26 protein-coding genes are annotated in these 20,639 nt (G+C 64.5%); 11 read left to right on the top strand and 15 right to left on the bottom strand.

The annotated features are described in order from the left end of the window. Positions 1 to 615: FAD-dependent oxidoreductase (locus AAHB16_RS09280; protein ID WP_342050685.1), on the bottom strand; the 615-nt coding region annotated here is incomplete at its 3' end. Between the two features lie 80 nt (positions 616 to 695). Between AAHB16_RS09280 and AAHB16_RS09285 the strand changes: the two genes are divergently transcribed. The 3 genes from AAHB16_RS09285 (at position 696) to AAHB16_RS09295 (ending at position 2,503) form a co-directional block, all read left to right on the top strand. Beyond that, the gene (locus tag AAHB16_RS09285; protein WP_342050686.1) at positions 696 to 1,349 is read left to right on the top strand and encodes a helix-turn-helix domain-containing protein; all 654 of its coding nucleotides are present in this window, start codon (positions 696 to 698) and stop codon (positions 1,347 to 1,349) included. 117 nt (positions 1,350 to 1,466) lie between these two features. Continuing rightward, positions 1,467 to 1,928, top strand: coding sequence for a helix-turn-helix domain-containing protein (locus AAHB16_RS09290; RefSeq protein WP_342050687.1), 462 nt, complete (start codon positions 1,467 to 1,469; stop codon positions 1,926 to 1,928). Positions 1,929 to 1,930: 2 nt separating this feature from the next. After that, positions 1,931 to 2,503, top strand: a complete 573-nt coding sequence (locus AAHB16_RS09295; protein ID WP_342050688.1) for a PIN domain-containing protein — start codon at positions 1,931 to 1,933, stop codon at positions 2,501 to 2,503. A gap of 118 nt (positions 2,504 to 2,621) precedes the next feature. Here AAHB16_RS09295 and AAHB16_RS09300 read toward each other — a convergent pair whose 3' ends face one another. Further along, on the bottom strand, positions 2,622 to 3,434 hold the full coding sequence (locus AAHB16_RS09300) for a class I SAM-dependent methyltransferase (RefSeq protein ID WP_150374833.1): 813 nt from the start codon (positions 3,432 to 3,434) through the stop codon (positions 2,622 to 2,624). Positions 3,435 to 3,588: 154 nt separating this feature from the next. Further along, on the bottom strand, positions 3,589 to 4,401 hold the full coding sequence (locus tag AAHB16_RS09305; protein ID WP_150374834.1) for a hypothetical protein: 813 nt from the start codon (positions 4,399 to 4,401) through the stop codon (positions 3,589 to 3,591). 152 nt (positions 4,402 to 4,553) lie between these two features. On the opposite strand from AAHB16_RS09305, the gene AAHB16_RS09310 reads away from it, so the two are divergent. Further along, positions 4,554 to 5,504: a histone deacetylase family protein gene (locus AAHB16_RS09310; protein WP_342050689.1), complete on the top strand. Its 951-nt coding sequence runs from the start codon at positions 4,554 to 4,556 to the stop codon at positions 5,502 to 5,504. Here the strand turns inward: AAHB16_RS09310 and AAHB16_RS09315 are convergent. From AAHB16_RS09315 to AAHB16_RS09325, 3 genes are all read right to left on the bottom strand, one after another. Next, on the bottom strand, positions 5,493 to 7,124 hold the full coding sequence (locus tag AAHB16_RS09315) for an ATP-binding protein (RefSeq protein ID WP_150374836.1): 1,632 nt from the start codon (positions 7,122 to 7,124) through the stop codon (positions 5,493 to 5,495). The genes AAHB16_RS09310 and AAHB16_RS09315 overlap by 12 nt on opposite strands. 15 nt (positions 7,125 to 7,139) lie before the next feature. Further along, positions 7,140 to 7,814, bottom strand: coding sequence for an alpha/beta hydrolase (locus tag AAHB16_RS09320; protein ID WP_150374837.1), 675 nt, complete (start codon positions 7,812 to 7,814; stop codon positions 7,140 to 7,142). A gap of 117 nt (positions 7,815 to 7,931) precedes the next feature. Continuing rightward, complete coding sequence (locus tag AAHB16_RS09325; RefSeq protein WP_191002376.1) at positions 7,932 to 8,099, bottom strand: hypothetical protein; 168 nt, start codon at positions 8,097 to 8,099, stop codon at positions 7,932 to 7,934. Between the two features lie 174 nt (positions 8,100 to 8,273). Here AAHB16_RS09325 and AAHB16_RS09330 point away from each other — a divergent pair, with 174 nt between their 5' ends. Then, positions 8,274 to 8,495, top strand: a complete 222-nt coding sequence (locus AAHB16_RS09330) for a DUF3820 family protein (RefSeq protein WP_150374838.1) — start codon at positions 8,274 to 8,276, stop codon at positions 8,493 to 8,495. A gap of 114 nt (positions 8,496 to 8,609) precedes the next feature. Continuing rightward, complete coding sequence (locus AAHB16_RS09335; RefSeq protein ID WP_342050690.1) at positions 8,610 to 9,011, top strand: limonene-1,2-epoxide hydrolase family protein; 402 nt, start codon at positions 8,610 to 8,612, stop codon at positions 9,009 to 9,011. Positions 9,012 to 9,027: 16 nt separating this feature from the next. Here the strand turns inward: AAHB16_RS09335 and AAHB16_RS09340 are convergent, their stop codons facing one another. Both AAHB16_RS09340 and AAHB16_RS09345 read right to left on the bottom strand, forming a co-directional pair. Further along, on the bottom strand, positions 9,028 to 9,288 hold the full coding sequence (locus AAHB16_RS09340) for a hypothetical protein (protein ID WP_223851853.1): 261 nt from the start codon (positions 9,286 to 9,288) through the stop codon (positions 9,028 to 9,030). A gap of 11 nt (positions 9,289 to 9,299) precedes the next feature. Further along, on the bottom strand, positions 9,300 to 9,560 hold the full coding sequence (locus AAHB16_RS09345) for a GTP cyclohydrolase (RefSeq protein ID WP_150374840.1): 261 nt from the start codon (positions 9,558 to 9,560) through the stop codon (positions 9,300 to 9,302). A 122-nt stretch (positions 9,561 to 9,682) separates the two neighbouring features. On the opposite strand from AAHB16_RS09345, the gene AAHB16_RS09350 reads away from it, so the two are divergent. After that, positions 9,683 to 10,135: a YaiI/YqxD family protein gene (locus AAHB16_RS09350; RefSeq protein WP_150374841.1), complete on the top strand. Its 453-nt coding sequence runs from the start codon at positions 9,683 to 9,685 to the stop codon at positions 10,133 to 10,135. A gap of 33 nt (positions 10,136 to 10,168) precedes the next feature. Here AAHB16_RS09350 and AAHB16_RS09355 read toward each other — a convergent pair whose 3' ends face one another. Beyond that, positions 10,169 to 10,456, bottom strand: coding sequence for a hypothetical protein (locus tag AAHB16_RS09355; RefSeq protein ID WP_150374842.1), 288 nt, complete (start codon positions 10,454 to 10,456; stop codon positions 10,169 to 10,171). A gap of 137 nt (positions 10,457 to 10,593) precedes the next feature. Then, the gene (locus AAHB16_RS09360) at positions 10,594 to 11,229 is read right to left on the bottom strand and encodes a TetR/AcrR family transcriptional regulator (protein WP_150374843.1); all 636 of its coding nucleotides are present in this window, start codon (positions 11,227 to 11,229) and stop codon (positions 10,594 to 10,596) included. A gap of 181 nt (positions 11,230 to 11,410) precedes the next feature. On the opposite strand from AAHB16_RS09360, the gene AAHB16_RS09365 reads away from it, so the two are divergent. The 4 genes from AAHB16_RS09365 to AAHB16_RS09380 are packed head-to-tail and all read left to right on the top strand — an operon-like array spanning position 11,411 to position 15,854. Continuing rightward, the gene (locus AAHB16_RS09365; RefSeq protein WP_342050691.1) at positions 11,411 to 12,058 is read left to right on the top strand and encodes a CoxG family protein; all 648 of its coding nucleotides are present in this window, start codon (positions 11,411 to 11,413) and stop codon (positions 12,056 to 12,058) included. A 15-nt stretch (positions 12,059 to 12,073) separates the two neighbouring features. Then, positions 12,074 to 12,952 (top strand): FAD binding domain-containing protein, encoded by an 879-nt coding sequence (locus tag AAHB16_RS09370; RefSeq protein ID WP_342050692.1) that lies wholly within the window; start codon positions 12,074 to 12,076, stop codon positions 12,950 to 12,952. After that, the gene (locus AAHB16_RS09375; RefSeq protein WP_342050693.1) at positions 12,949 to 13,464 is read left to right on the top strand and encodes a (2Fe-2S)-binding protein; all 516 of its coding nucleotides are present in this window, start codon (positions 12,949 to 12,951) and stop codon (positions 13,462 to 13,464) included. Before AAHB16_RS09370 ends, AAHB16_RS09375 begins: the two co-directional genes overlap by 4 nt. Beyond that, a complete protein-coding gene (locus tag AAHB16_RS09380) occupies positions 13,461 to 15,854 on the top strand; it encodes a xanthine dehydrogenase family protein molybdopterin-binding subunit (RefSeq protein ID WP_342050694.1) in 2,394 nt (797 codons plus the stop codon). The genes AAHB16_RS09375 and AAHB16_RS09380 overlap by 4 nt, the downstream gene beginning before the upstream one ends. Before the next feature lie 18 nt (positions 15,855 to 15,872). Here AAHB16_RS09380 and AAHB16_RS09385 read toward each other — a convergent pair whose 3' ends face one another. The 5 genes from AAHB16_RS09385 to AAHB16_RS09405 are packed head-to-tail and all read right to left on the bottom strand — an operon-like array spanning position 15,873 to position 20,508. Then, complete coding sequence (locus AAHB16_RS09385) at positions 15,873 to 16,598, bottom strand: ABC transporter ATP-binding protein (protein WP_342050695.1); 726 nt, start codon at positions 16,596 to 16,598, stop codon at positions 15,873 to 15,875. After that, a complete protein-coding gene (locus AAHB16_RS09390) occupies positions 16,598 to 17,350 on the bottom strand; it encodes an ABC transporter ATP-binding protein (RefSeq protein ID WP_150374849.1) in 753 nt (250 codons plus the stop codon). The genes AAHB16_RS09385 and AAHB16_RS09390 overlap by 1 nt, the downstream gene beginning before the upstream one ends. Further along, positions 17,347 to 18,351, bottom strand: a complete 1,005-nt coding sequence (locus AAHB16_RS09395; protein ID WP_150374850.1) for a branched-chain amino acid ABC transporter permease — start codon at positions 18,349 to 18,351, stop codon at positions 17,347 to 17,349. Before AAHB16_RS09395 ends, AAHB16_RS09390 begins: the two co-directional genes overlap by 4 nt. Before the next feature lie 2 nt (positions 18,352 to 18,353). After that, the gene (locus AAHB16_RS09400; RefSeq protein WP_342050696.1) at positions 18,354 to 19,235 is read right to left on the bottom strand and encodes a branched-chain amino acid ABC transporter permease; all 882 of its coding nucleotides are present in this window, start codon (positions 19,233 to 19,235) and stop codon (positions 18,354 to 18,356) included. 25 nt (positions 19,236 to 19,260) lie between these two features. Beyond that, positions 19,261 to 20,508, bottom strand: a complete 1,248-nt coding sequence (locus AAHB16_RS09405) for an ABC transporter substrate-binding protein (RefSeq protein WP_150374852.1) — start codon at positions 20,506 to 20,508, stop codon at positions 19,261 to 19,263. Between the last annotated feature and the right edge of the window lie 131 nt (positions 20,509 to 20,639).

Below are 20,639 nucleotides of genomic sequence, written 5' to 3' on the forward strand. Positions count from 1 at the left end.
GGCCGCGCCCGTGATGCGGGGGGCGTCACCGGTACCGTCGTTCGGGCAAAACACGCCTCGTGCGAACTTCACCGAAGCGTCGGCCAGCAGCGGTTCGCAGGCGAGTAGCTGGGCGCGGTCCAGACGCTCGAAGGGTTCTCCGGCAGACTTCAGTAGTGCCTCGTCATAGGGGCCGGGCTGGTCGTTCTCGCCATACAGGTAGAGGATGCCGGCCTGTCGCCCACCATAGGCCTCGCATGGCACGACGCCTTCGCCGAACAGCAGATTGCGGGAGTAGGCGGCCAGGTCCAGTGCTGCCTGCGAGTTGGCCATCCAGCGGTCGCGCGTGCCTTCGCGTACGAAAAGCGTCGCCCAGCGCAGCATGGACGGCGTCCATGGCGGGCAGATGCTGATGCCCTCTCCGAGGCCCAGCAGGGATTTCAGCGCGGCGCCGGCGACGCCGGGCTCGGCCCAGCTGAAGCAGTGGCCCGGGGACACGAGCCCGGCGTTCGCGAAGCTCGCACCGGCGGCTGCCGTCGGCGCGGCATCGACGATGTCCACGGTGGCGCCCTCACGGGCGAGGGTCAGGGCGGTGACGACACCGGCGATGCCGGCTCCCACAACGACGATATGCATCGGTCCATCCAGTCATGGCTTGCGCTGGGTGGAAAGTATATGTATTTTTTGCGTTTACGCAAATTTCTGGAACGGCGATCATGAACAGGAAGGCCACGCGCCGGGGAGCAGCGGCAGATCTCCTGGATCCGGCGACGCTAGGCAAGCGCCTGCGCACCGCCCGCAAGCAGCTTGGATGGACACTGGTGCAGGTGGCAGAACGCGCAAACGTGTCCATCACGACCATCTCCCGCGCCGAACGCGGCCAGCTGGCGCTGGGCTACGAGAACGTCGCCGCATTGGCGCAGGCGTTGCAGCTCGACATCGGCACGCTGTTCTCCGACGATTACGCGCTGCCCGCCGACCATGAGGGTCCGGTGGTGACCCGCGCTGGCGAGGGCGTCCGCTACCGCGGGCAGTCGTTCACCTATGAGTTCCTTGCGACGGCCGCCACCGGCAAGCCCATCAATCCGGTACTCGGCACCATTCACGCACGGTCGGTGAAGGGCCCGAAGGACTTCGCAAGACATGCTGGCGTGGAGTTCGTGTACGTGCTGTCCGGGGAAATCGAAGTGCACTTCGAGCACGGCGACAAGGTTCATCTCGGACGCGGAGACTCCCTCTACTTCGACAGCCGGATCGGACATGCGTACATCACGGTGAGCAGACAGCTGGCCCGGGTCATCGGGGTCATCACGACAGAAAGCCAGCACATGATGCTGGCCAAAGAGGAACACGCCGCAGGCGATGTCTGACTATCGCGCCGCGACGCCCGCCCCATTCCTTTACGGCGACGTCGTTTCGGTTATTGCGATTTCGTTTATTTCGAATTACCATGTTGGGGTCCATATCGTAAGCATTGGAGCCCCACGATGCCGCATACCCTTTTTCATGCATCGCTGCCGTCGGCAGCCGAGAGCGCTATCGCGCGCGAGTCATCGCGCAATCTGGCCGTCGTTCTGGACAGCAAGGCAGAGACGCAACAGTTCGACTTCAGAAACGCCCGCGGCGAGGTGCAGCAGGTCACCCTGCCCACCACGGCACTGAAGCTTCTGGTCGATGTGCTCGCAGAGATTGGAAATGGCAACGCCGTGTCGATCATTCCCATTCACGCGGAACTCACAACACAGGAGGCGGCGGATCTCTTGAACGTCTCGCGCCCATACCTCGTGCAATTGCTCGAGAAGAACGAGATTCCGTTTCGCAAGGTCAACACGCATCGACGCGTCCTCTATAAGGACGTGGTGGCATACAAGGAACGGATCGACGGCGAGCGACGCAAGGCGCTCGATGAACTCGCGGCGCAGGCGCAAGACCTCGACATGGGATATTGAGCATGGCGTCTAACTTTGCCGTCATCTACGATGCGTGCGTCCTGTTTCCCGCCCCGCTTCGCGATCTGCTCATGCGGCTCGCTCTGACGGATCTGTATCGTGCCAAGTGGACCGATCGGATTCATGACGAGTGGACACGCAACGTCATCGCGCGGCGTCCTGACCTGGGCGTGGACAAGTTGCAACGCACGCGCGACCTGATGAACGACAAGGTTCGAGATTCGCTCGTCGTCGGCTACGAGCACTACATTGAATCGATCACGTTGCCCGATCCGGATGATCGGCACGTTGTGGCTGCTGCCATCCATGCCGGCGCCGGGGCGATCGTTACCTTCAACCTGAAGGACTTTCCCAAGGCCGCGCTCGCGAAGTTCAACATGGAAGCGCTGCATCCTGACGACTTCATCATGGACTTGTGGGACCTGCACATGGGCAAGGTCCTGGCAGCCGTTGCGGAACATCGCGCATCGCTGAAGAACCCACCGAAGAGTCGGGACGACTACCTTGCCACGCTTCTCCAGCAAGGCCTCACGAACACCGTTGCAACGCTTTCCGATTTCAGTCTGGCACTCTGAAAACAGCCTAGGTCGGCGCGGCACGTTCCTGATTGCGTTGGCTGCTACTGGAAACGGGCAGCCGACGCGATAGTCTTGCGTTATGTCGTGAGCGACAAACCGGTGCCGCCTACAGTCACTATCCACCAGCCACGATCACCAGCGCCTGAATCTTCCCTGCCACCGGCCCTTCACCATACCGATCGGCAATCGCCTTCGTCGCCCGGTCGATCGCAAGGTCGAGCAAGCCCGCATCGCGCGCCTCGATATCGTTGCGCAGGGGCGTGCCAAGGCAATAGGCCGTGGCGACGTCGCGGGCCGAGTCTGCGTGGCTCATCTTCTCGTGCGCCTGGATCTCGATATCGCGGAACCCTGCACGGTGCAGCTCGTCCCGGATCCGCGCGATATCGTGATAGCCGTGTGGCGTGCGGGCGAGGAATGCTGGCGGATCATGGGGAAACACCGTGGCGACGGCTTGGGTGACGACGTCGGCAAAGACGTTCTCCTCGATGCGGTCCCACACGTTGAAGATAAAGCGCCCGCGAGGCTTCAGCACGCGACGCGCTTCGGTGTAGCCGGCGCACCGGTCGGGAAAGAACATGGCGCCGAACTGGCAGCAGACGGCATCGAACGTGCCATCGTCGAACGGCAGGTGGAGCGCATCCGCCTGCCGCCATTCGATACGGCTATCCGCACCCTGCCGTGTCGCGGCGTAGTTGAGCATCGGCGCATTGAGATCGGTGACCATATAGCGCGCGCCAGCGTCGAGCTTCGGCGCAAGCGCCCGCGTGACCACGCCACTACCGGCCGCCGTCTCGAGCACCGAACCGGGCGAGGAAGCCGCGACCAGCTCGGCCAGATCGGCGGCATAGGCCTCGAAGATCAGCGGGACCAGCAGCGTGTCGTAGAACTTCGGGATCGACCCCGAAAAGACCGTGTCGCGCTCAGTCATACCGCCCCCCTAATCAGCCGTCTTGCCGTTGCACCATGGTGGTCGTGCGTACCGGGAGCGTCAAGGTCGTCTGCGCACGGCATCGTGGGAATCGTGTTCCGGCACGGCTGACGGGAAACGAAACGACCATCGTGGAAGCGGCGGTCGCCGGCGATCAGCGAGAAGTCAGCGAGTCGGCCTGCGACGCCGCGAATGTGGCCAGGTCCGGTGCATTGTTCTCTCGGTAGACAATCGCCCTCGCCCGATATGCGCGCGCCGCCCGCAATACGTAGCCGTCATCTCCTGCCGGCGTTCCTGCTGCGCTCGCCCACGCCGCGCGATTTGCTTCCAGCCGGTGCCGAATGAGCGCTTCCAGTGAAGCATTCTGCGACGTCTGGGCGAAGCGGATACCCTGTTCATAGGCAGCGCTCAACCAGCCCATACGGCTATCGAGATCCGCCGCTGCCGAGTCGAATCCCCGCACGTAGAGCGCGGTCGTCAGCGCCTTGTCCTGCGTGTTCTCTATGGCCACTGCTGTCGTGAGGCATGCCAGACCGTATCCCCAGGCATCGAAGCCCAGGCTGCGCCCGTCGTCGAGCAATGCACGCGACAGTTCTCGCGCCTTGTCCGGATTGCGAGAGACATAGAACCCGGCCAGAGCGGCCTGTATCCGGTAACGCTGCGACGCGTCGATACCTGGCAGTTTTGCGTAGGCTCGCTCCACCGCCAGACGCTGCGCGTCGGTTTCGCCCGCCTTCTCGAAGTTATTCGCTGCATCAACCCAATGGCTTGCCGCGAACTCCGCGCCGCTGGCAAGGGCCTCGCTATCGATTGCCAGCGACGACCACAGTTTTGCCGCCTCCAGATACTGGCCGGATTTCTCCAACCGCTTGATATCGTCAATCGCGATGTGGGCCTGGGCAGGCTCCGGCATGGCAGGGAGTGCGACCGCGAAACATAGGGCAATCAGACAATGCGCGCGTTTCATGAATTTCTCTGTTCAATTTCCTCATCCGATGCGACTTAACGGCAAAAATCGTCGCGCAACGAACCCCCAACAAGCGCAAAACTGCTGATATATTACATACCTAGTCGAACCACCAACGGGGGGCGCCGGTGCAAACCCGCGCGCAGCTGACCATGACCACGACGATCGTCTATACCCATGCCGCCTGTCTCGCGCATCAGCCCGGCCCTCATCACCCGGAATCGCCCGAGCGGCTGAAGGCCGTCGTGGGGGCGTTGCAGACACCGGAATTCGCGGCGCTGGAATGGCGCGATGCGCCGATGGGCACCGTCGAGCAGTTGCAGTTGATCCACGAATCGGACTACATCGACGACATCGCGCAAAGCGCCCCATCCCGTGGCTATGTGCCGCTGGACGCTGGCGATACGCTGATGTCGCCGGGCTCGTGGGAGGCCGTCATGCGCTGCGTCGGCGCGGCCTGTGCGGGGGTCGATGCGGTCATGGACGGGCAGGCGCGCAACGTGTTCTGCGCGACGCGGCCGTGCGGTCATCACGCCGAACCGGCCAAGGCGATGGGCTTCTGCATTTTCAATCAGGCGGCCATCGCGGCCGCCTACGCGTACGAGGTGCGCAGGCTCGCGCGCGTGGCCGTGGTCGATTTCGACGTGCATCACGGCAATGGCACGCAGGCGGCCTTCTACAACCGCCCTGAACTGTTCTACGCGTCCAGTCACCAGTCGCCGTTCTATCCCGGTACGGGTGCGCGCTCCGAGACCGGCGTGGACCACAATATCGTCAATGTTCCCTTGCCGCGTGGCTGCGACTCGGCGCAGTTCCGTGCCGCGATCTCCACGCTGCTGCTTCCCGCGCTCAGCGCCTTCGCGCCCGATCTGCTCATTGTCTCCGCGGGCTTCGATGCGCACCGCATGGATCCCCTCGCGGGCATGAACCTCGAGGACGACGACTTCGGGTGGATCACTCGCGAACTGATGCGGATTGCCGACGACACCTGCGACGGCCGCATCGTGTCGATTCTGGAGGGCGGCTACAGCCTCGATGCATTGGCCACGAGCACCGTGGCGCATGTCGGCGCCCTGATGCAGGCCGGGGCATCATCCCATTGAGTCGATCGCGCGAAACTGCGCGCACAGCCTGAACACGTCTTCGGACAACGCCATCTGCTTCGCCTTGCCATAGCGGGTGGCGAGTTTCATCAGTTCCTTGATATCGCGTCCGCTCGCTTTCGGGTAGGTGGCGGTCAATACGTCCACGAGTTCGTCCCCCAGCGCCGCGCCGTACTGCTCGGCCTGCAGGCGCCACAGCCGCGCCGCATCCTCCCTGCCCGGTGTCTCGTACTGGATGGTGGCGATGCACCGCGACAGGATGGCGTCATCGACGTCGCCGGTCCGGTTGGTCGTCATGAACAGCAGCCCGCTGAAATACTCCAGCGTGCGCAGGAACTCCGCGACGATCGCGTTGTGCTCGAGGTCGTTGCCGCGGCGGCGAATGTAGACGTCGGCCTCGTCGAGCAACAGCACCGCGTTCCAGCGCATGGCCCGGCGCAGGATCTCCATCAGGCTTGCGCCGACCGAGGCGGCGGTGGTTCCCAGCTGTCCGGAATGCACGCGGTAGAGCGGCTTGCCGACGACTTCCGCGTAGACCTCCGCGGTCAGCGTCTTGCCCAGGCCGGGCGCACCCTGGCAGAGGATCGTCGTGCCGCCCGATTTGCCCGGCACGAAATCCTGCACCAGCACGTCCATATGCGACGTCAGGATGTCGATGAGGTCGCGGTGCTGGTCCGGCAGTACCAGCTTGTCGCGCATTTCGGGCCGATACCGGTATTCGGTCAGGTGTTGCACATGCACCCAGATGTTCCGGTGCCACTCCAGATGGAACATGTGCACATAGCCATGGAGCGGCATCTTGTCGAAGCCCGTGGCCACGCCGGACCGGCGCCAGAACTCGGCGTCGTGTGTCACTTCGAAACGGCGCTCGAGACGTTCCTCGTCGTTGATGCAGCGCGCCGCGACGCCGTCGCCCAGGCGCGCGAGCACCGCGGTGCCTTTGCCCTCGACGGTGAACGCAGCCCCCGTGGCGATGTACTGCGCGCCGAAGCTGCGCTGGTAACGCACAAAGCGCTGGGCATGCCGTTCGTATTCCTGCCGAAACTCCGCGCACTCCTTGAAGAAGCCGAAATCGGCGAGAAGCTGCGGAATGGTGCGGTCGATGATCTCGTCGCGCGTGACGATGATCGACGTCGTCATGCCCGCCCTGCGCCGCGCGGGGTCCGTCAGTTCCGAATTGGCGGACAGCATCGTGTTCGCCAGCAGGTCGATGGCGACATAGGGCATGCCCTGCTCGGGCTCCACGTGCCGCACGCGCTGGACCAGCCACGGCAGCAGCACGCCATCGCGGCTGCGCTGATACAGCCAGCCATCGATGACATCGCGCGACAGGTAGGCGACGAGTCCGGCCGACAGCATCTCCAGGCCGGGAATGGTGCGTGCCTGCGGCGCGTTATGGACGTTGTCCAGCGCCAGCATCTGAAAGAGCAGCGCGCGCTCGTTCTGCGATTTGCTCAGCGCATAGAGCGAGTTCAGCGACTGCGCGTCGAACAGGCGCGCCGATACCGACATGCTGCCATGGCAGAGGCCGTGTTCCCTGAGCTGCCGGGCCAGCGGAGACTCGGCTTCGATCAGCGCGAGCAGCGGGTGGATCAGGGACTGCGGAATCTCGAAATTCATGGGTTGCACTCCGTGCTACGCCAGGAAGAAGCGGATGGCCTCGGAGACGATCGGTGGCTGGATCGCATGCGGGCCGTTGAATTCGACATACTCGACGTCGTAGCCGGCAGCCTTCAGCTTGGTGGCATGGGTGCGCCCGCTGGTCTGAATGGGCAGCTGCTCGTCGGCCAGGCCGTGCGCGATAAAGACTTTTGGCGCGCCTTCCTGCATGAATATAGACATGAACCCGCCCGAGAACGCGATCACGTGGCTGGCGATATCGCCATTGGTGATGCCGATGGAAAGCGCGTAGCTCGCGCCATCGGAGAAGCCGGCGAAGGCCAGCCGATCCTGCCGAATGCGATAGCGGGCAGAGACGGCGGCCAGCGCCTGCCGCAGCCGCTCGAGGTCGGGCCCGTTGCCGCCGATGACGATGTCCCAGGTGGGAAAGGTCGAATGCGGGGCCAGCACCAGAAAGCCGTGCGCGTCGGCGTGCGGCTCGATAAAGGGCAGCACCTTCTCCGGAAAGCCGCCGGCGCCATGGAACATGACTAGCAGCGGCACCGGTCCCTCGCCGAGTGCCGCCGGCACGTACAGGACGGCATCGCGTTCATTGGCAATGCCAAGCCGGTGGCGGCCCGGCGGTAGCGGGGCCTGTGTCGGTTCGGCATGCGTGTAGGTTATCCGGCCCAGCAGAGAGGGATCTAACATGGCGGAAACGATGCATCGTCGGAAGTGTGATATGTAATATATCACCAATGTTGTGCAGATGTCAGCGCGAAGCGGGCGACATCGACACGGCAAACATTGCCGACGATGGACTGGCGCTCAGGTACCGGCCTGCAGGAGCGCCATGCGCATGTCTTCCAGTTTCAGGCGAAGCTCGAGGGGCGTGGAGTCGTCCACGTCTCGCATGGCTTCTTCGAGGACGGTGGCAAGGCGTTGCGCGATGACGCTGGGATCGGCGACCTTCATCACGGCTTCGAGGACGGCCACACGTGCCCGGAGTGGCAATTCTTGAGCGACGGACGAGGCTGGGGGCGATTTTGGGTCCATGGCCGCACATTAAGTCCCAAGGCTTACCGGAGTCTTACAAGCGGTACCCGATGCCAGGCGAAGTAGAATCGGGCGTCCCGCCATATCGGCTGCCCCCTGACATCCGCCATTCGCATGCTTCCCGACAGCGATACCCTGCTCCTGCTCGTCTCCCGTGAAATGCCGTTCGGCAAGTACAAGGGAACGCCGATCGCCGATCTGCCGGGCAACTATCTGAACTGGTTTGCGCGGGAAGGCTTCCCGCCGGGAGAAATCGGCCGCCTGCTCGCGCTCATGCACGAACTCGATCACAACGGGCTCGGGCATCTGCTGGCGCCGTTACGGCAGCGCCGATAAGCAGCCATTTACTTACAACGATTCATTGAAAATCCACCAAGCCCAGCCTGGCTAATCAAGCCCTGATCCACCCGCTAAGCTTTGCTCCAACATCACCCATCAAGGAGCAAGATCATGAGCCAGGCCACCGACCCCATTCTCGTCGCCACCGCGTTCTTCGACCACTGGACCGCCAATCGCATCGACGACGCGCTCGATATGCTGGCCGAGGATGTGCTGTACGACAACGTGCCCTTTCCCGATCTCGTCGGGCGCGAGAAGGTGCGGAAATTTCATGGGGATTTCGGCATCGGGAAGACCTTCAAGGTGGACTGGAAGGTCGTCCATATCGCGGCCGCGGGCAATGTCGTGCTCAACGAGCGCGTCGATATCTTTCGGCACGAAAACGGCAAGGAGATCTCGTTGCCTGTCATGGGCACCGTGACCGTCGAAGGCGGAAAGATTACCGTGTGGCGCGACTACTTCGACCCTGCCGACTTCGAGCGGCAGCTCGCGCAGGTGCTGGCGGCGGGTTGAACGGCAAGCATGCGCGTCAGCGCAATCCGTGAAGAATGTCGATGGCCGAGCGGCCGTAAAACAGGGCGGCTTGCTCCGCGGCCTCTCTGGTGAAGTAATCCTCTTCGTCGTCGAGGGTTTCGCCAAAGAGGCGGTCGTCCCGATGCGCCGAGAAGCAGATGGCCATCCGGTAGTTCCACTTCGGTCCCGGCGCACTGTCGCCGATGCCGGCATCCGGCAATTCGAATGCCATCGCATGGATATACATGCCCCGATAGTCTCGGCAGAACCAGCCCATGATCGGCAAGACTACTTCGCCTTGACGAAGGTGGACATGCCGTCGATCGCCTCTCGCGCCGACGACAGCGCCAGTGCGATGGCCGCGTGCGGGGCGCTGGCCGTATGCTGGATCATGCCGGGCAACTGCCGGCGGGAACCCATGCCCTCGCTCACTTGCGTGATTGTCACGGTTGCGAGGAACCGTGGTTGCACCGAGGCACCCGCGTCGGGTGCCTGAGACACCCTTGCCGATACCCGGAAGCCCTTGTAGATGGCATTGTTTTGAGACATGTTGGCCTCCTTTCGCCATCGAGCATACGCCCTATACCTCGAGGTGTCCGATTTACTTTCACGGCGGCCTGCACGTGCGCGCATGGTAGTGTTGCGGCTCACGTACCCTGAAAGCCCACGCAATGCAGATTTTGGTCGACGCAGACGCCTGCCCGGTCGTCGTCAAGGACATGTTGTACCGTGCCGCGCAGCGGGCCGAAGTGAATCTCACGCTCGTGGCAAATCAGTACCTGCGCACGCCGCCGTCGCGATTCATCAAGGCGCTGCAGGTGCCGTCCGGTTTCGACGAGGCCGACAAGCGCATCGTCGAAATGGCGGAGACCGGAGATCTCGTGATCACCGCCGATATTCCACTGGCCGCGGCGGCGCTAGAGAAAGGTGCGCAGGTGCTCGACCCGCGCGGCGTGTGGTTCAGCCGCGAGAACATCCAGGAGCGACTGACCATGCGCGATGTCATGGACCAGCTCCGGGCTTCGGGCATCGATACTGGCGGCCCGCCCCCGTTTTCGCCTCAGGACGGCAAGGCGTTCGCCGGACAACTGGACCGGTTTCTCGCTCAACAGGCAAGACGATAAGCGGCGCGATAACCAGGCCGCTCGATCACGCGCTCAAACCCCTGACATCGATTCGCCGGGCACCAGCCCGCCGATGATATCGAGACCGCGCTGCACCGCCGCGCGCTTGGCCACGCCAAGACTTTCCCAGTTCTGCTCCGGCAGCTTGAACACGCGACCGTTCGCGCCCGACGGCGTTTCGCCTTCGCGGCAGATCACGACCGACGCGCTATACGTGCGGTCAGGCTTGCGCTCGTTCCATTCCCGTGCGGGCGCGTCGAACTTGTACACCAGCGGATAGATGTCGAAGCCATTGGCGCGCGTTGCTGGATAGTTATCCATGTATTCCCCCACTTTTATAGAACCTCGTCCACTGTACGCCTGTTCTGTTGCCGCACTGAGGTTTATTTTCCATGGACGAACTGTAGCCGCCGCGCTTTTACGTGTGCACGATAAGGCGCAAACGATGGTGGCTTGCCCTACTCGCCAAACAGGTCCTCGGCGGCCACCACATAGGCGCGCACGCGATCGCGAATCACCTGCTGCCAGTCTTCGGGTCCTGGCTGCCGATAGACCCAGCAGCGAATACCGAGATAGAAGATGCCCCCGTGCATGCCCCAGATCAGCTCGTTCTCGCGCTCGGTGGGCCGGGCCCGCAGCGACAGGCCCAGATGGCGTCGCGTCTCGCGCACGATGCGCGGAAACAGCTTCTCTTTCAGCAGCGCGAGGTATTTCTCGGGGATATAGCCGTCGCTGAGCCCCGAGAACACGAGGATGCGTACCCACTCCGGTGTGAGGATCGCCTTCGCGTAGTCGAGGTAGAACTGCGTGAGTTTCTCCTGCAGTCCCGGCCCCTTGTCGTCGAAGCGCGCCTCCCACTCCGCGTTCCAGCGGCCAAGGTAGACCATCTCGTAGACGCGCTCGATCAGCGCCTGCTTGGTCGGGAAGTAGTGATACAGCAGCGGATGCGTGACGCCGATTTCCTTGGCGAGATCGCGCGTCTGACCTTCCAGTCCGCGTTCCGAGAAAAACTTTACCGCGCCTTGCAGGATCTGGAGTTCGCGTTCCTCTGGCTTGAGTCGGCGCCGCACTTTCTTCTCGTCGTCGGTGGTCATCGGGTGTCGCTGGGCCTTGGGCACGGGAATGGCGGATAGGCCGTCATGATAACTGCTTGGCGCGCCCTGCCGCCCGCGCGATCCATGCGGTGCGATGCCGGTATTTTCGGCAACTTGACTTTATTGACCAGTGGGTAAATACTGAAAAAAATAACGAGCGGTACGGAGACAAGGACTCAGGATGGAGCTTGCCGGAGAACAGATCATTCATGCGCCACGCCAGCGGGTATGGGCGGCGCTCAACGATCCGACGATTCTTTCGCGCTGCATTCCCGGCTGCGAGGAAGTCAGCCAGATCTCCGATACGGAGACGCAGGCGCGCGTGCAGTTGAAGATCGGCCCGGTGCGCGCGCGGTTTGGCGGCAGGATCCTGATGTCCGATATCGACGCGCCCAGCCGCTGCCGGCTGACGTTCGAAGGCGCGGGCGGCGCGGCGGGCTTTGCCAAGGGAAGCTCCACGGTCGAGCTGACCGACAGCGGCGCGCACACGAGCCTTCGCTACGCGGTGGAGGCATCGGTCGGCGGCAAGCTTGGGCAGATCGGCGGGCGGCTCATCGATTCGTCGGCGAAGAAGATGGCCGACGAGTTTTTCACGGCGTTCGATATCGCGCTGCGCGATGACGGCGCCGCGGCGAACGGGAGCGCCACGTTCGCTCCCTCCCCCGCAGCGAGCTCCAGCGTCGTCTCCACCGGGCGCGCCATGTCCGGCGCCAATCCCGACGCCAATCCCGGCGCCAGGTCCGGTGCCCTCTACGGCGAACTGCAACGCGCGTTCTGGTTCCTGTTCGGCGCCGCGTTCACGTTCGCGATCATGCACTGGCGGACCTGACCGTCCCAAACGACCGTGAAAGCGCCTCCCTTCGATTTCGTCCGGGCGTCCTCCGTCCCCGAAGTCCTGTCGCTGCTCGCGCAGCACGGCGACGACGCCAGGATCCTCGCCGGCGGCCAGACGCTGCTGGCCACGCTCAATATGCGGCTTTCCGAGCCGCGCCTGCTCGTCGATATCAACGACCTCCCGGGACTGAGCGGTATCTCGCTGCAGAACGGCTACGTCCGCATCGGCGCCCTGACCCGCCATGGCGAGATCGAAGACTCGCCGGTGGTCCGCCGCCATATGCCGTTGCTCGCGCAGGCCGCGCCCCATGTCGCGCACCGCGCCATCCGCAATCGCGGCACGCTCGGCGGGTCCATCGCCTTTGCCGATCCCGCGGCGGAGTGGCCCACGTGCGCGGTCGCGCTCGACGCCCGCATCGTCGTGATCGGCCCGCAAGGCGAACGCAAGATTGCGGCGGCCGACTTCTTTGTCGATCTCTATACGACCGCCCTCGCCCCCGGCGAGATCATCACCGCATGCGAGTTCCCGACGCCGGCGCGGCCGCGACGGCATGTCTTCGATGAACTCACGCGCCGCCACGGCGACTACGCGATCGTCGGGCTGGCCGCGAGCGCGCATGTCGAGGATGACCGTCTGCACGATATGCGGCTGGTTTTCCTGGGCACCGGCAATATCCCCATGCGCGCGCGCGGCGCGGAAGCCGCGCTCGAAGGCAGCCCGCTCGACAATGGGGCGCTCGATGCCGCGCGGCAGGCGCTGGCACAGGAGCTGAAGCCCGTCGCCGATCTCTATCACTCCCCCGAGGCCAAGCTGCATCTCGCGTCCGTGCTGATGCGCCGCCTGGCGCATCGCCTGCTCGGGCACGCATCCACACGGAGCACCCCATGAGCGAACCGGTCCGCATCAATGTTTGCGTCAACGGGCAGGAGCAGGAGCGGCACGTCGAGGCACGCATGCATCTGGTCGATTTCCTGCGCGACGACCTCGGCGTGCGCGCCGCGCGCGTCGGCTGCGAGCACGGCGTCTGCGGCGCCTGCACGGTGCGCCTCGACGGCGAGATCGTACGCGGCTGCCTCGTGCTGGCCGCGCAGGCGCACGGACATGAAGTGGAAACGATCGACTTCATCAGCGATCGCGGCGACATCCGCGAGCTGCAGCAGGCGTTCCACGCGCGCAATGCGCTGCAGTGCGGCTTCTGCACGACCGGCATGCTGCTGACCGCCGCCGCGCTGCTCGAAGAAAAGCCCGATGCCACGCGCGACGAGGTGCGCGAGTATATGTCCGGCAACTATTGCCGATGCACGGGGTATCAGTCGATCGTCGATGCGATCTGCGACGTTTTGCACCAGCGGCGACACGCCGCCGGGGAGAGTGCGACTTCCATGGTGGCGCCGGCATGAACGACTTTTCCCGCAACGAACGCGATGCTGTCGCCGATGGCGTTGATATCCGGCAGCGCTATATCGGCGCCTCTGTCGCGCGCCCGAACGCCAGACGCCATCTGGAAGGGCGCGGCGTCTATACCGACGATGTCGTGCTGCCCCGCATGGCCCACGTCGTCTACCTGCGCAGCCCCATGGCCCACGCGCGGATCGTCCACGTGGACGCCGACGCGGCGCGCGCGATGCCGGGTGTCGTGGCCATCATCGACGGCGTGCAGATCGCGGCCATCTGCAAACCGTGGGTCGCCACGCTCGCTCATCTGACGGGCATGAAATCCGCGCCGCAATACCCGCTGGCCATCGACGAAACCTTCTGGCAGGGCGAACCCGTGCTCGCGATCGTAGCGGAGACGCGCCAGCAGGCCGAGGACGCTCTTCAGAAGGTCCACGTCGAATGGGAGAAACTGCCGGCCATTACCAGCATGGAGGCCAGCCTTTCCGGGCCGCCGATCCATCCCGCGCTGGGCGACAACATCTGCTTCCATCGAGAGATCGATACCGGCGGCGTCGATGACGTCTTTGACTCGGCAGATCTGGTGATCGAGGAAAGCTATACGTTCGGCCGCCATACGGGCGTCACGATGGAAACGCGCGCCGTGCTGGCGGACTATAGTCCCGCCGACGGCCGGCTTACCGTCTATCGCGGCCATCAGGCCCCGCATATGATGCAGGACCTCTACGCGCGCCACTTCGGGCTGCCCGAGAGCGCGGTGCGCGTCATCTGCAAGGACGTCGGCGGGTCGTTCGGCATCAAGGTCCACTCCTACCCCGACGATTTCGCGACGGTCGCGCTGTCGATCCTGCTGCGCCGCCCCGTCAAGTTCGTGGCGGACCGGCTCGAGTCGTTCGTCACCGACGTGCATGCGCGCGAGCATCGCGTGCATGCGCGCATGGCCGTCAATCGCGACGGCGAGATCCTCGGCTTCGATGTGCGCGACATGACCGGCATCGGCCCCTACTCGGTGTATCCGCGTACGAGCGCGATCGAGGGCAATCAGGTCATCAACCTGATCGGCGGTCCCTATACGCATCGGCACTATCGCGCGACGCTCGACGTGCTGTTCCAGCACAAGACACCCACGAGCCAGTATCGCGGCGTGGGCCATCCGATCGCCTGCGCGGTGACCGAGGCCATCGTCGAGCGCGCGGCGCAGCAGCTGGGCATCGATCCGCTCGAGATGCGGCGGCGCAACGTGATGCACGACGACAGCTTTCCGCGCAGCGGTGCGTCGGGCATCAAGCTGGAGGGGCTGTCGCACGACCAGTGCCTGGCGCGCATCGAAACGCTGATGGACTACCCCGCCCTGCGCAGGGAACAGGCCGCCCTGCGCGAACAGGGCATCTATCGCGGCATCGGCATCGCGGTGCTGATCGAGCTGACCAATCCGGGCGCGGCGTTCTATGGCGTGGGTGGCGCGCGCATTTCGGCGCAGGACACCGCCACGCTGCGGCTGGATGCCAGTGGCAACGTCACCTGCCTCGTCGGCGTCGGCGAACAGGGGCAAGGCACCGAAACGGTCTTCGCGCAGATTGCCGCGGACGCCGTCGGCGTGCCGATGACGCGCGTCAGGGTGGTCACGGGCGATACCGACGTGACGCCTTATGGCGGCGGCACGTGGGCGTCGCGTGGCGCCGGCATCGGGGGCGAGGCCGTGCTGCAGGCCGGACTCGCGCTGCGTCAGAACCTGCTGGCGCTCGCGGCCATCATCCGCGATTGTCCCGCGCACGATCTCGATATCAGCGACGGCGTGATCGTTCACCGGCAGGATCGCGCACCCGTGATCGATGTGGCCGAGGCCTGCCGCATCTACTATTTCCGTCCCGATACGCTGCCGCACGGGCCACTTCCGGAACTTGTGGCCACGCGGTCGTATGCGCAGACGGGCTATCCATTCGCGTTCACCAACGGCGTACAGGCCTCGTACGTGGAGGTCGATGTCGAAACCGGGTTCGTCCGGCTGCTCGGGCACTGGGCCGTCGAGGACTGCGGACGCGTGCTCAACCCGCTGCTCGTGGACGAGCAGATGCGCGGCGCCATCGTGCAGGGCATCGGTGGCGCGCTGTTCGAGGAGTGCCAGTATGACGCGGATGGGTCGCTGTGCAATGGCTCCATGGCCGACTACCTCGTGCCGATGGCCGCGGAAATGCCCGATATCGTGCTGGCGCACGTCGAGACGCCGACCAGGACGTCGCAGCTGGGCGCCAAGGGCGCTGGCGAGGCCGGCACGGCCGGCGCGCCGGCTGCCGTGATGAATGCGATCAACGACGCGTTGCTGCCGTTCCGGGCGCGCGTGACGTCGCAGCCGATCACGCCGGAGAAGATCCTGCGCGCGCTCGGTGCGATCTGATCAAACGGCGCGGGATGCTCAGACCGAGCAGTAACGCTGCTGCATGGCCTCGTCCTCGCGCAGCGCGCGCGCCGAGGACGCATGGACGATTTCGCCCTGATCCATGATGTAGGCGCGATCGGCGATGCCCAGCGCATGCTCCACGCTCTGCTCGACGAGCAGGATCGTGGTGCCCTTGCGCTTCAGCCCCTCGAAGTACTCGAACATCTCATCGACCAGCTTCGGCATGATGCCCTCGCTCGGTTCGTCGAGCATGATCATCGCGGGCCGCGCCGCCATGGCGCGCGCGATGGCAAGCATCTGCTGCTCGCCACCGGACATCGTCGTCGCTTCCTGCTTCAGGCGCTCCTTGAGCCGCGGAAACGTCTCCGCGATCTCCTCGACGGCATCCTGCGGCCGCACCGCCCGGCTCCCGCGCGCGGCCAGCACGCCGAGCTCGATGTTCTCCAGGACGGTCAGGCCCGGCACGATCCGCCGTTCCTCGAAGACATAGGCAAGTCCATGATGGAAGCGGCAATAAGCGGGCTCGTCTCGCAATTCCGTGCCGTTGAAGACGATCGAACCCTCGATGCGCGGCATCAGGCCCATCACGCTCCGCATCGACGTGGTCTTGCCCGCGCCATTGCGGCCGATCAGCGCGACGACTTCGCCGGGCATCACGTGGAAATCGACGCCTTGCAGGATATGGCTGCGGCCATACCACGCATGGAGGTTCTTGACGGTAAGCAGCGGGTCGGTCGCCATCAGTGATTCCCCTTGCCCAGATAGACGCGCCGGACGTCCTCGTTGGCCCGAATGTCGTCGGGCCGCCCCTGTACGAGCAGGCTGCCCTGATGCAGCACGATGATGCTGTCGCTGACGCCCATGACGAGTTTCATCTTGTGTTCCACGAGGCCGATCGTGCGGGACTCGAGCAGCTTCAGGATCAGATCCATGATCGCGCGCGTCTCTTCCGGGCTCATGCCGGCGGTTGGTTCGTCGAGCAGCAGCAGGCGCGGATCGCTCGCAAGCGCCACCGCGATCTCGAGGCTGCGCTGCTCGCCATGCGCGAGGCTATCGGCCGCCGCATGGCGCTTGTCCTGCAGGCCGACGAGCTCCAGCAGCGCCTCCGCCTTCGCGACCCATTCGGTATGGCGGCTGCGCGGCGTCCACAGGTCGTACGTACGGTCCTGGCATTGCACCGCGACACGCACGTTCTCCAGCACGGATAGTGCCGGAAACAGGTTGGTAATCTGGAACGACTTGGAGATGCCGACCTTCGCGAACTCGTGCGAGCGCAGCCCGATCAGGCTCTTGCCGTTGAAGACGATCTCTCCGGACGTCGGCGCCAGTCCGCCCGAGATCATGTTGAAGAACGTCGACTTCCCCGCCCCGTTCGGTCCGATGATCGCGGTCAGGCGGCCCGGTTCGAGGCTGACCGTGATGTCGTCGTTGGCGACGAAGTTGCCGAAGCGCTTGGTGACGCCGCGCGTCTGGAGGATTGCCGTGGCGCTCATCGCTTGACCCATCCCAGCACCGTGCCCCAGATACCCTTCGGGAAGAAGAGCACCAGAACGATGAAGACAATGCCGACGATCAGCTGCCAGCGTTCCGTGAAGCTCGTGACGATATGCTCGATGCCGAGGAACACGCCGGAACCGACGAACGGCCCGAAGAACGTCCCCATGCCGCCCAGCAGCGTGATCATCATGACCTGGCCCGACGTGTGATACGACAGGCTGTCTATCGACACCGTGGACAGATTGATGGCATTCAGCGCCCCCGCCAGTCCGCAGATCAGGCCGGAGATCAGCAGCGACAGCAGCCGCACGCGTTCGACGTCGATGCCGCAGGCCCGGGCGCGATGCTCGTTCTCGCGCAGCGCCTCGAGGATGGCGCCGAACGGCGACTGCAGCAGCCTTGCCAGCAGCGCGAGCCCTACCGCGACGAAGGCGAGCGTGAAGTAGTACTTGTTCAGCGGATCGAGCAGACTCAGTTCGGTGAAGCCAAGCCGGAGCTTCTCCACGTTCACGCCGCGCAGACCGTTGTCGCCGCCGGTCAGCGACGACGCATGGAAGAACAGGAAGTACACGCATTGCGCGAGGGCCAGCGTCACCATGGCGAAGTAGATGCCGCGCGTGCGGCTGGCCAGCAGGCCGATGACCAGCGCGAACGCGCCGGCCAGCAGGATGCCGAAGGCGATGGCCAGCGGCCATGCGACGCCGTACTGCGCAATGAGGATGCCGCAGCCGTAGGACCCGCTGCCGAAGAATGCGGCATGGCCGAACGACAGCTTGCCCGTGTAGCCGAACGTCAGGTTGTATCCGGCGGCAAAGAGCCCGAAGATAATGATGTTCGTGGCCAGCGAGTAGAACGGAAACACGAGGGGCAGCACGGCCAGCACGATCAGCGCCGAGACGACCGGGGCGCGCGCGATCCGCTGGACCAGCACCCGTCCGATGGAACCGGACGGCGGCGCACCTGCCTTGGCCGGAAACTGCGAGGTGATCTTTTCCATCGTCAGACCATCAATCCTTTCCGGCCGAACAGGCCATTCGGCCTGACGATCAGCATGATCGCCATGAGCGCGAACATCGAGAAATCGGCGAACTCGGGCTGGAACAGCGTCGTGAAACTGACGACCACGCCCACGATCAGGCCCGCCACCACGGCGCCGCCGAGCGATCCCATTCCGCCCACGACCGTGATGACGAATGCCTCCACCAGCACGGGCACGCCCATTTCCGGCGACGCGCCGCGCATCGGCGCGGCCAGCAGTCCCGCCAGACCCGCGATGGCCGTGCCGGCCCCGAAGATCGCCAGCCATACGGTGGACATATTGATGCCGAGCGTGCGCAGGACCAGCGCGTCGCGCGCGCCCGCCCGCACGATGAGCCCGAACCGAGTCCTCTCGAGCAGCAGCCACAGCGCCAGCAGCACCAGCGCGGTCACGCCGATCAGGAACAACCGGTATAGCGGGAACATGCCGATGCCGATATCGACGGCGCCCTGCAGCAGCTCGGGCGTCTCCAGCTGCTCCCCCTGCACGCCGAACCCCATGCGCACGAGGTCCATCAGCACGTAGGCCAGGCCGAACGTCAGCAGCAGCGGGTAATCGATGCCGCGCCCATAGAGCGGCCGGATGAGGAACCGCTCCGCGAGCATGCCCAGCGCGGCCGTCGCCAGCGGCACCACCAGCATGCAGAGCCAGAAGCTGCCCGTCCTGGCGTAGACCAGCACCCCGACGTAGGCGCCGACCATGAAGAACGCGCCGTGCGCGAAGTTGACGACGGTCAGCAGCCCGAACACTAGCGAGAGCCCGACGCCGATCAGCACATAGATCGAGCCGAGCGCCAGTCCCGTGACGAGCTGCTGCGCAATGAGGTTGAAGGACAGTTCCATCCGGACTCCATCGGGCGGCGGCGAATCAGGCCTGGAAACCCAGTTCCGAGCAGGTGCGGAGCCGGCTCTCGTCGAGGTTATCGACGAGCAGCACCTTGAAGATGTCCTGATCGTTCGCGGCGGCGGCCTTGTCCTTCGACTCGACGATCAGCACCGACTGCACGGCCTGCTGGTCGCACGCGCGGTAGAACTCCATGCCCTTGTAGATATCGCCCCGGATCGCGCGCAGCGCCTCGACCACCTTCTCCGTATCGGTGGTGCCGGCATTCTTCGCGGCGGCCAGCACGTTGCGCACGCCCGCATAGCCCAGACCGGCATAGTCGGTCGGATACATGCCCTTGTGCATTGCCTTGAAGGCGTCGTTGAAGCGCTTTGCCGACGGCAGGCTGGATTCGAGCCCCCAGTAGTACCCGGTGGCGCCGACGATGCCCTCGTACGATTTGTGGCCATCGACGAAGCGCCCGTTGTGCATCAGCAGCGGCGCCGCCATGCGCATCTGCTTCTTCACGCCGAAGTCGTTGGCCTGCCGGAACGCGATCTGCTGGTCGCGGCCGAAGTTGCAGACGATGAGCAGGTCCGGCTTGAGGGCCAGGATGCGCGGGAAATAGCTGGAGAAGTCGGTGGTGCCGAGCGGGTGCCGGATATCGGCGAGCACCTCCATGCCCAGCGGCTTGCCCGCCGTCTGGAAGCCACGCACCATCTCGTGGCCATAGGCATAGTCGGCGGTCAGGAACACCACACGCTTGCCCAGCCGCGGAATGACATACCTGGCTACCGCGCCCGCCGTCATATGGGGGTTGAGGCATTCGTGGAACGTGTAGCGGCTCCAGTCCTTGGCTTCGTTGATCGCATCGGACTGGCTGATCGAGTTGTAGATGACCTTGCGCTGCTTCGTGATGTTGTTCACCGAAAGCTGCACGGCGGCCGAAACCGAGCCGACGATAAAGTGGGCGCGATCCTTGTCGATGAGCTCGATCGTCCGGGTCGCGGCCTCCTGCGGGTTGAGCTTGTCGTCCCGCACGAGCAATTCCGCCTTGCGGCCGCCCAGTCCTCCCCCATCGTTGAACTCCTTGATCGCCACTTCCGCGCCCCGGACCACGGCCTGCGCCTCGGCGGCGAAGGCCCCGGTCAGCGGCACCGGGAAACCCACGCGGATATTGTCGGCGCCCTGCGCTCGCGCCAGCAGCGGAAACTCCCCCAGCGCCAGCACGCCACCGGCGGCAAGGGTCTTGAGAACGGCACGACGTCCGCCCCCGAACGTGGAATCGCCCATGTTGTCTCCTCGGATCGTTGTATTTGTTACCCACGGCCCTTTATTTAACCGTTGGTAAATATCTTTGACCCAATATATATGTGGGTCCTTGCATATGTCAATGCGGGTTTTGGAGACCTCGGTCTCCGACT

The organism is Cupriavidus sp. OTU4054 (assembly GCF_038440175.1).
GTDB classification, from domain to species: domain Bacteria; phylum Pseudomonadota; class Gammaproteobacteria; order Burkholderiales; family Burkholderiaceae; genus Cupriavidus; species Cupriavidus pauculus_D.

Bases quoted from the DNA above. Each gene is read 5' to 3' on its own strand.
- AAHB16_RS09405 (WP_150374852.1), bottom strand. From the start codon at position 20,508: ATGGGCGATTCCACGTTCGGGGGCGGACGTCGTGCCGTTCTCAAGACC.
- AAHB16_RS09400 (WP_342050696.1), bottom strand. From the start codon at position 19,235: ATGGAACTGTCCTTCAACCTCATTGCGCAGCAGCTCGTCACGGGACTG.
- AAHB16_RS09285 (WP_342050686.1), top strand. From the start codon at position 696: ATGAACAGGAAGGCCACGCGCCGGGGAGCAGCGGCAGATCTCCTGGAT.
- AAHB16_RS09395 (WP_150374850.1), bottom strand. From the start codon at position 18,351: ATGGAAAAGATCACCTCGCAGTTTCCGGCCAAGGCAGGTGCGCCGCCG.
- AAHB16_RS09295 (WP_342050688.1), top strand. From the start codon at position 1,931: ATGGCGTCTAACTTTGCCGTCATCTACGATGCGTGCGTCCTGTTTCCC.
- AAHB16_RS09385 (WP_342050695.1), bottom strand. From the start codon at position 16,598: ATGGCGACCGACCCGCTGCTTACCGTCAAGAACCTCCATGCGTGGTAT.
- AAHB16_RS09355 (WP_150374842.1), bottom strand. From the start codon at position 10,456: ATGGATAACTATCCAGCAACGCGCGCCAATGGCTTCGACATCTATCCG.
- AAHB16_RS09345 (WP_150374840.1), bottom strand. From the start codon at position 9,560: ATGTCTCAAAACAATGCCATCTACAAGGGCTTCCGGGTATCGGCAAGG.
- AAHB16_RS09365 (WP_342050691.1), top strand. From the start codon at position 11,411: ATGGAGCTTGCCGGAGAACAGATCATTCATGCGCCACGCCAGCGGGTA.
- AAHB16_RS09375 (WP_342050693.1), top strand. From the start codon at position 12,949: ATGAGCGAACCGGTCCGCATCAATGTTTGCGTCAACGGGCAGGAGCAG.
- AAHB16_RS09335 (WP_342050690.1), top strand. From the start codon at position 8,610: ATGAGCCAGGCCACCGACCCCATTCTCGTCGCCACCGCGTTCTTCGAC.
- AAHB16_RS09330 (WP_150374838.1), top strand. From the start codon at position 8,274: ATGCTTCCCGACAGCGATACCCTGCTCCTGCTCGTCTCCCGTGAAATG.
- AAHB16_RS09380 (WP_342050694.1), top strand. From the start codon at position 13,461: ATGAACGACTTTTCCCGCAACGAACGCGATGCTGTCGCCGATGGCGTT.
- AAHB16_RS09350 (WP_150374841.1), top strand. From the start codon at position 9,683: ATGCAGATTTTGGTCGACGCAGACGCCTGCCCGGTCGTCGTCAAGGAC.
- AAHB16_RS09305 (WP_150374834.1), bottom strand. From the start codon at position 4,401: ATGAAACGCGCGCATTGTCTGATTGCCCTATGTTTCGCGGTCGCACTC.
- AAHB16_RS09300 (WP_150374833.1), bottom strand. From the start codon at position 3,434: ATGACTGAGCGCGACACGGTCTTTTCGGGGTCGATCCCGAAGTTCTAC.
- AAHB16_RS09390 (WP_150374849.1), bottom strand. From the start codon at position 17,350: ATGAGCGCCACGGCAATCCTCCAGACGCGCGGCGTCACCAAGCGCTTC.
- AAHB16_RS09360 (WP_150374843.1), bottom strand. From the start codon at position 11,229: ATGACCACCGACGACGAGAAGAAAGTGCGGCGCCGACTCAAGCCAGAG.
- AAHB16_RS09340 (WP_223851853.1), bottom strand. From the start codon at position 9,288: ATGGGCTGGTTCTGCCGAGACTATCGGGGCATGTATATCCATGCGATG.
- AAHB16_RS09290 (WP_342050687.1), top strand. From the start codon at position 1,467: ATGCCGCATACCCTTTTTCATGCATCGCTGCCGTCGGCAGCCGAGAGC.
- AAHB16_RS09320 (WP_150374837.1), bottom strand. From the start codon at position 7,814: ATGTTAGATCCCTCTCTGCTGGGCCGGATAACCTACACGCATGCCGAA.
- AAHB16_RS09315 (WP_150374836.1), bottom strand. From the start codon at position 7,124: ATGAATTTCGAGATTCCGCAGTCCCTGATCCACCCGCTGCTCGCGCTG.
- AAHB16_RS09310 (WP_342050689.1), top strand. From the start codon at position 4,554: ATGACCACGACGATCGTCTATACCCATGCCGCCTGTCTCGCGCATCAG.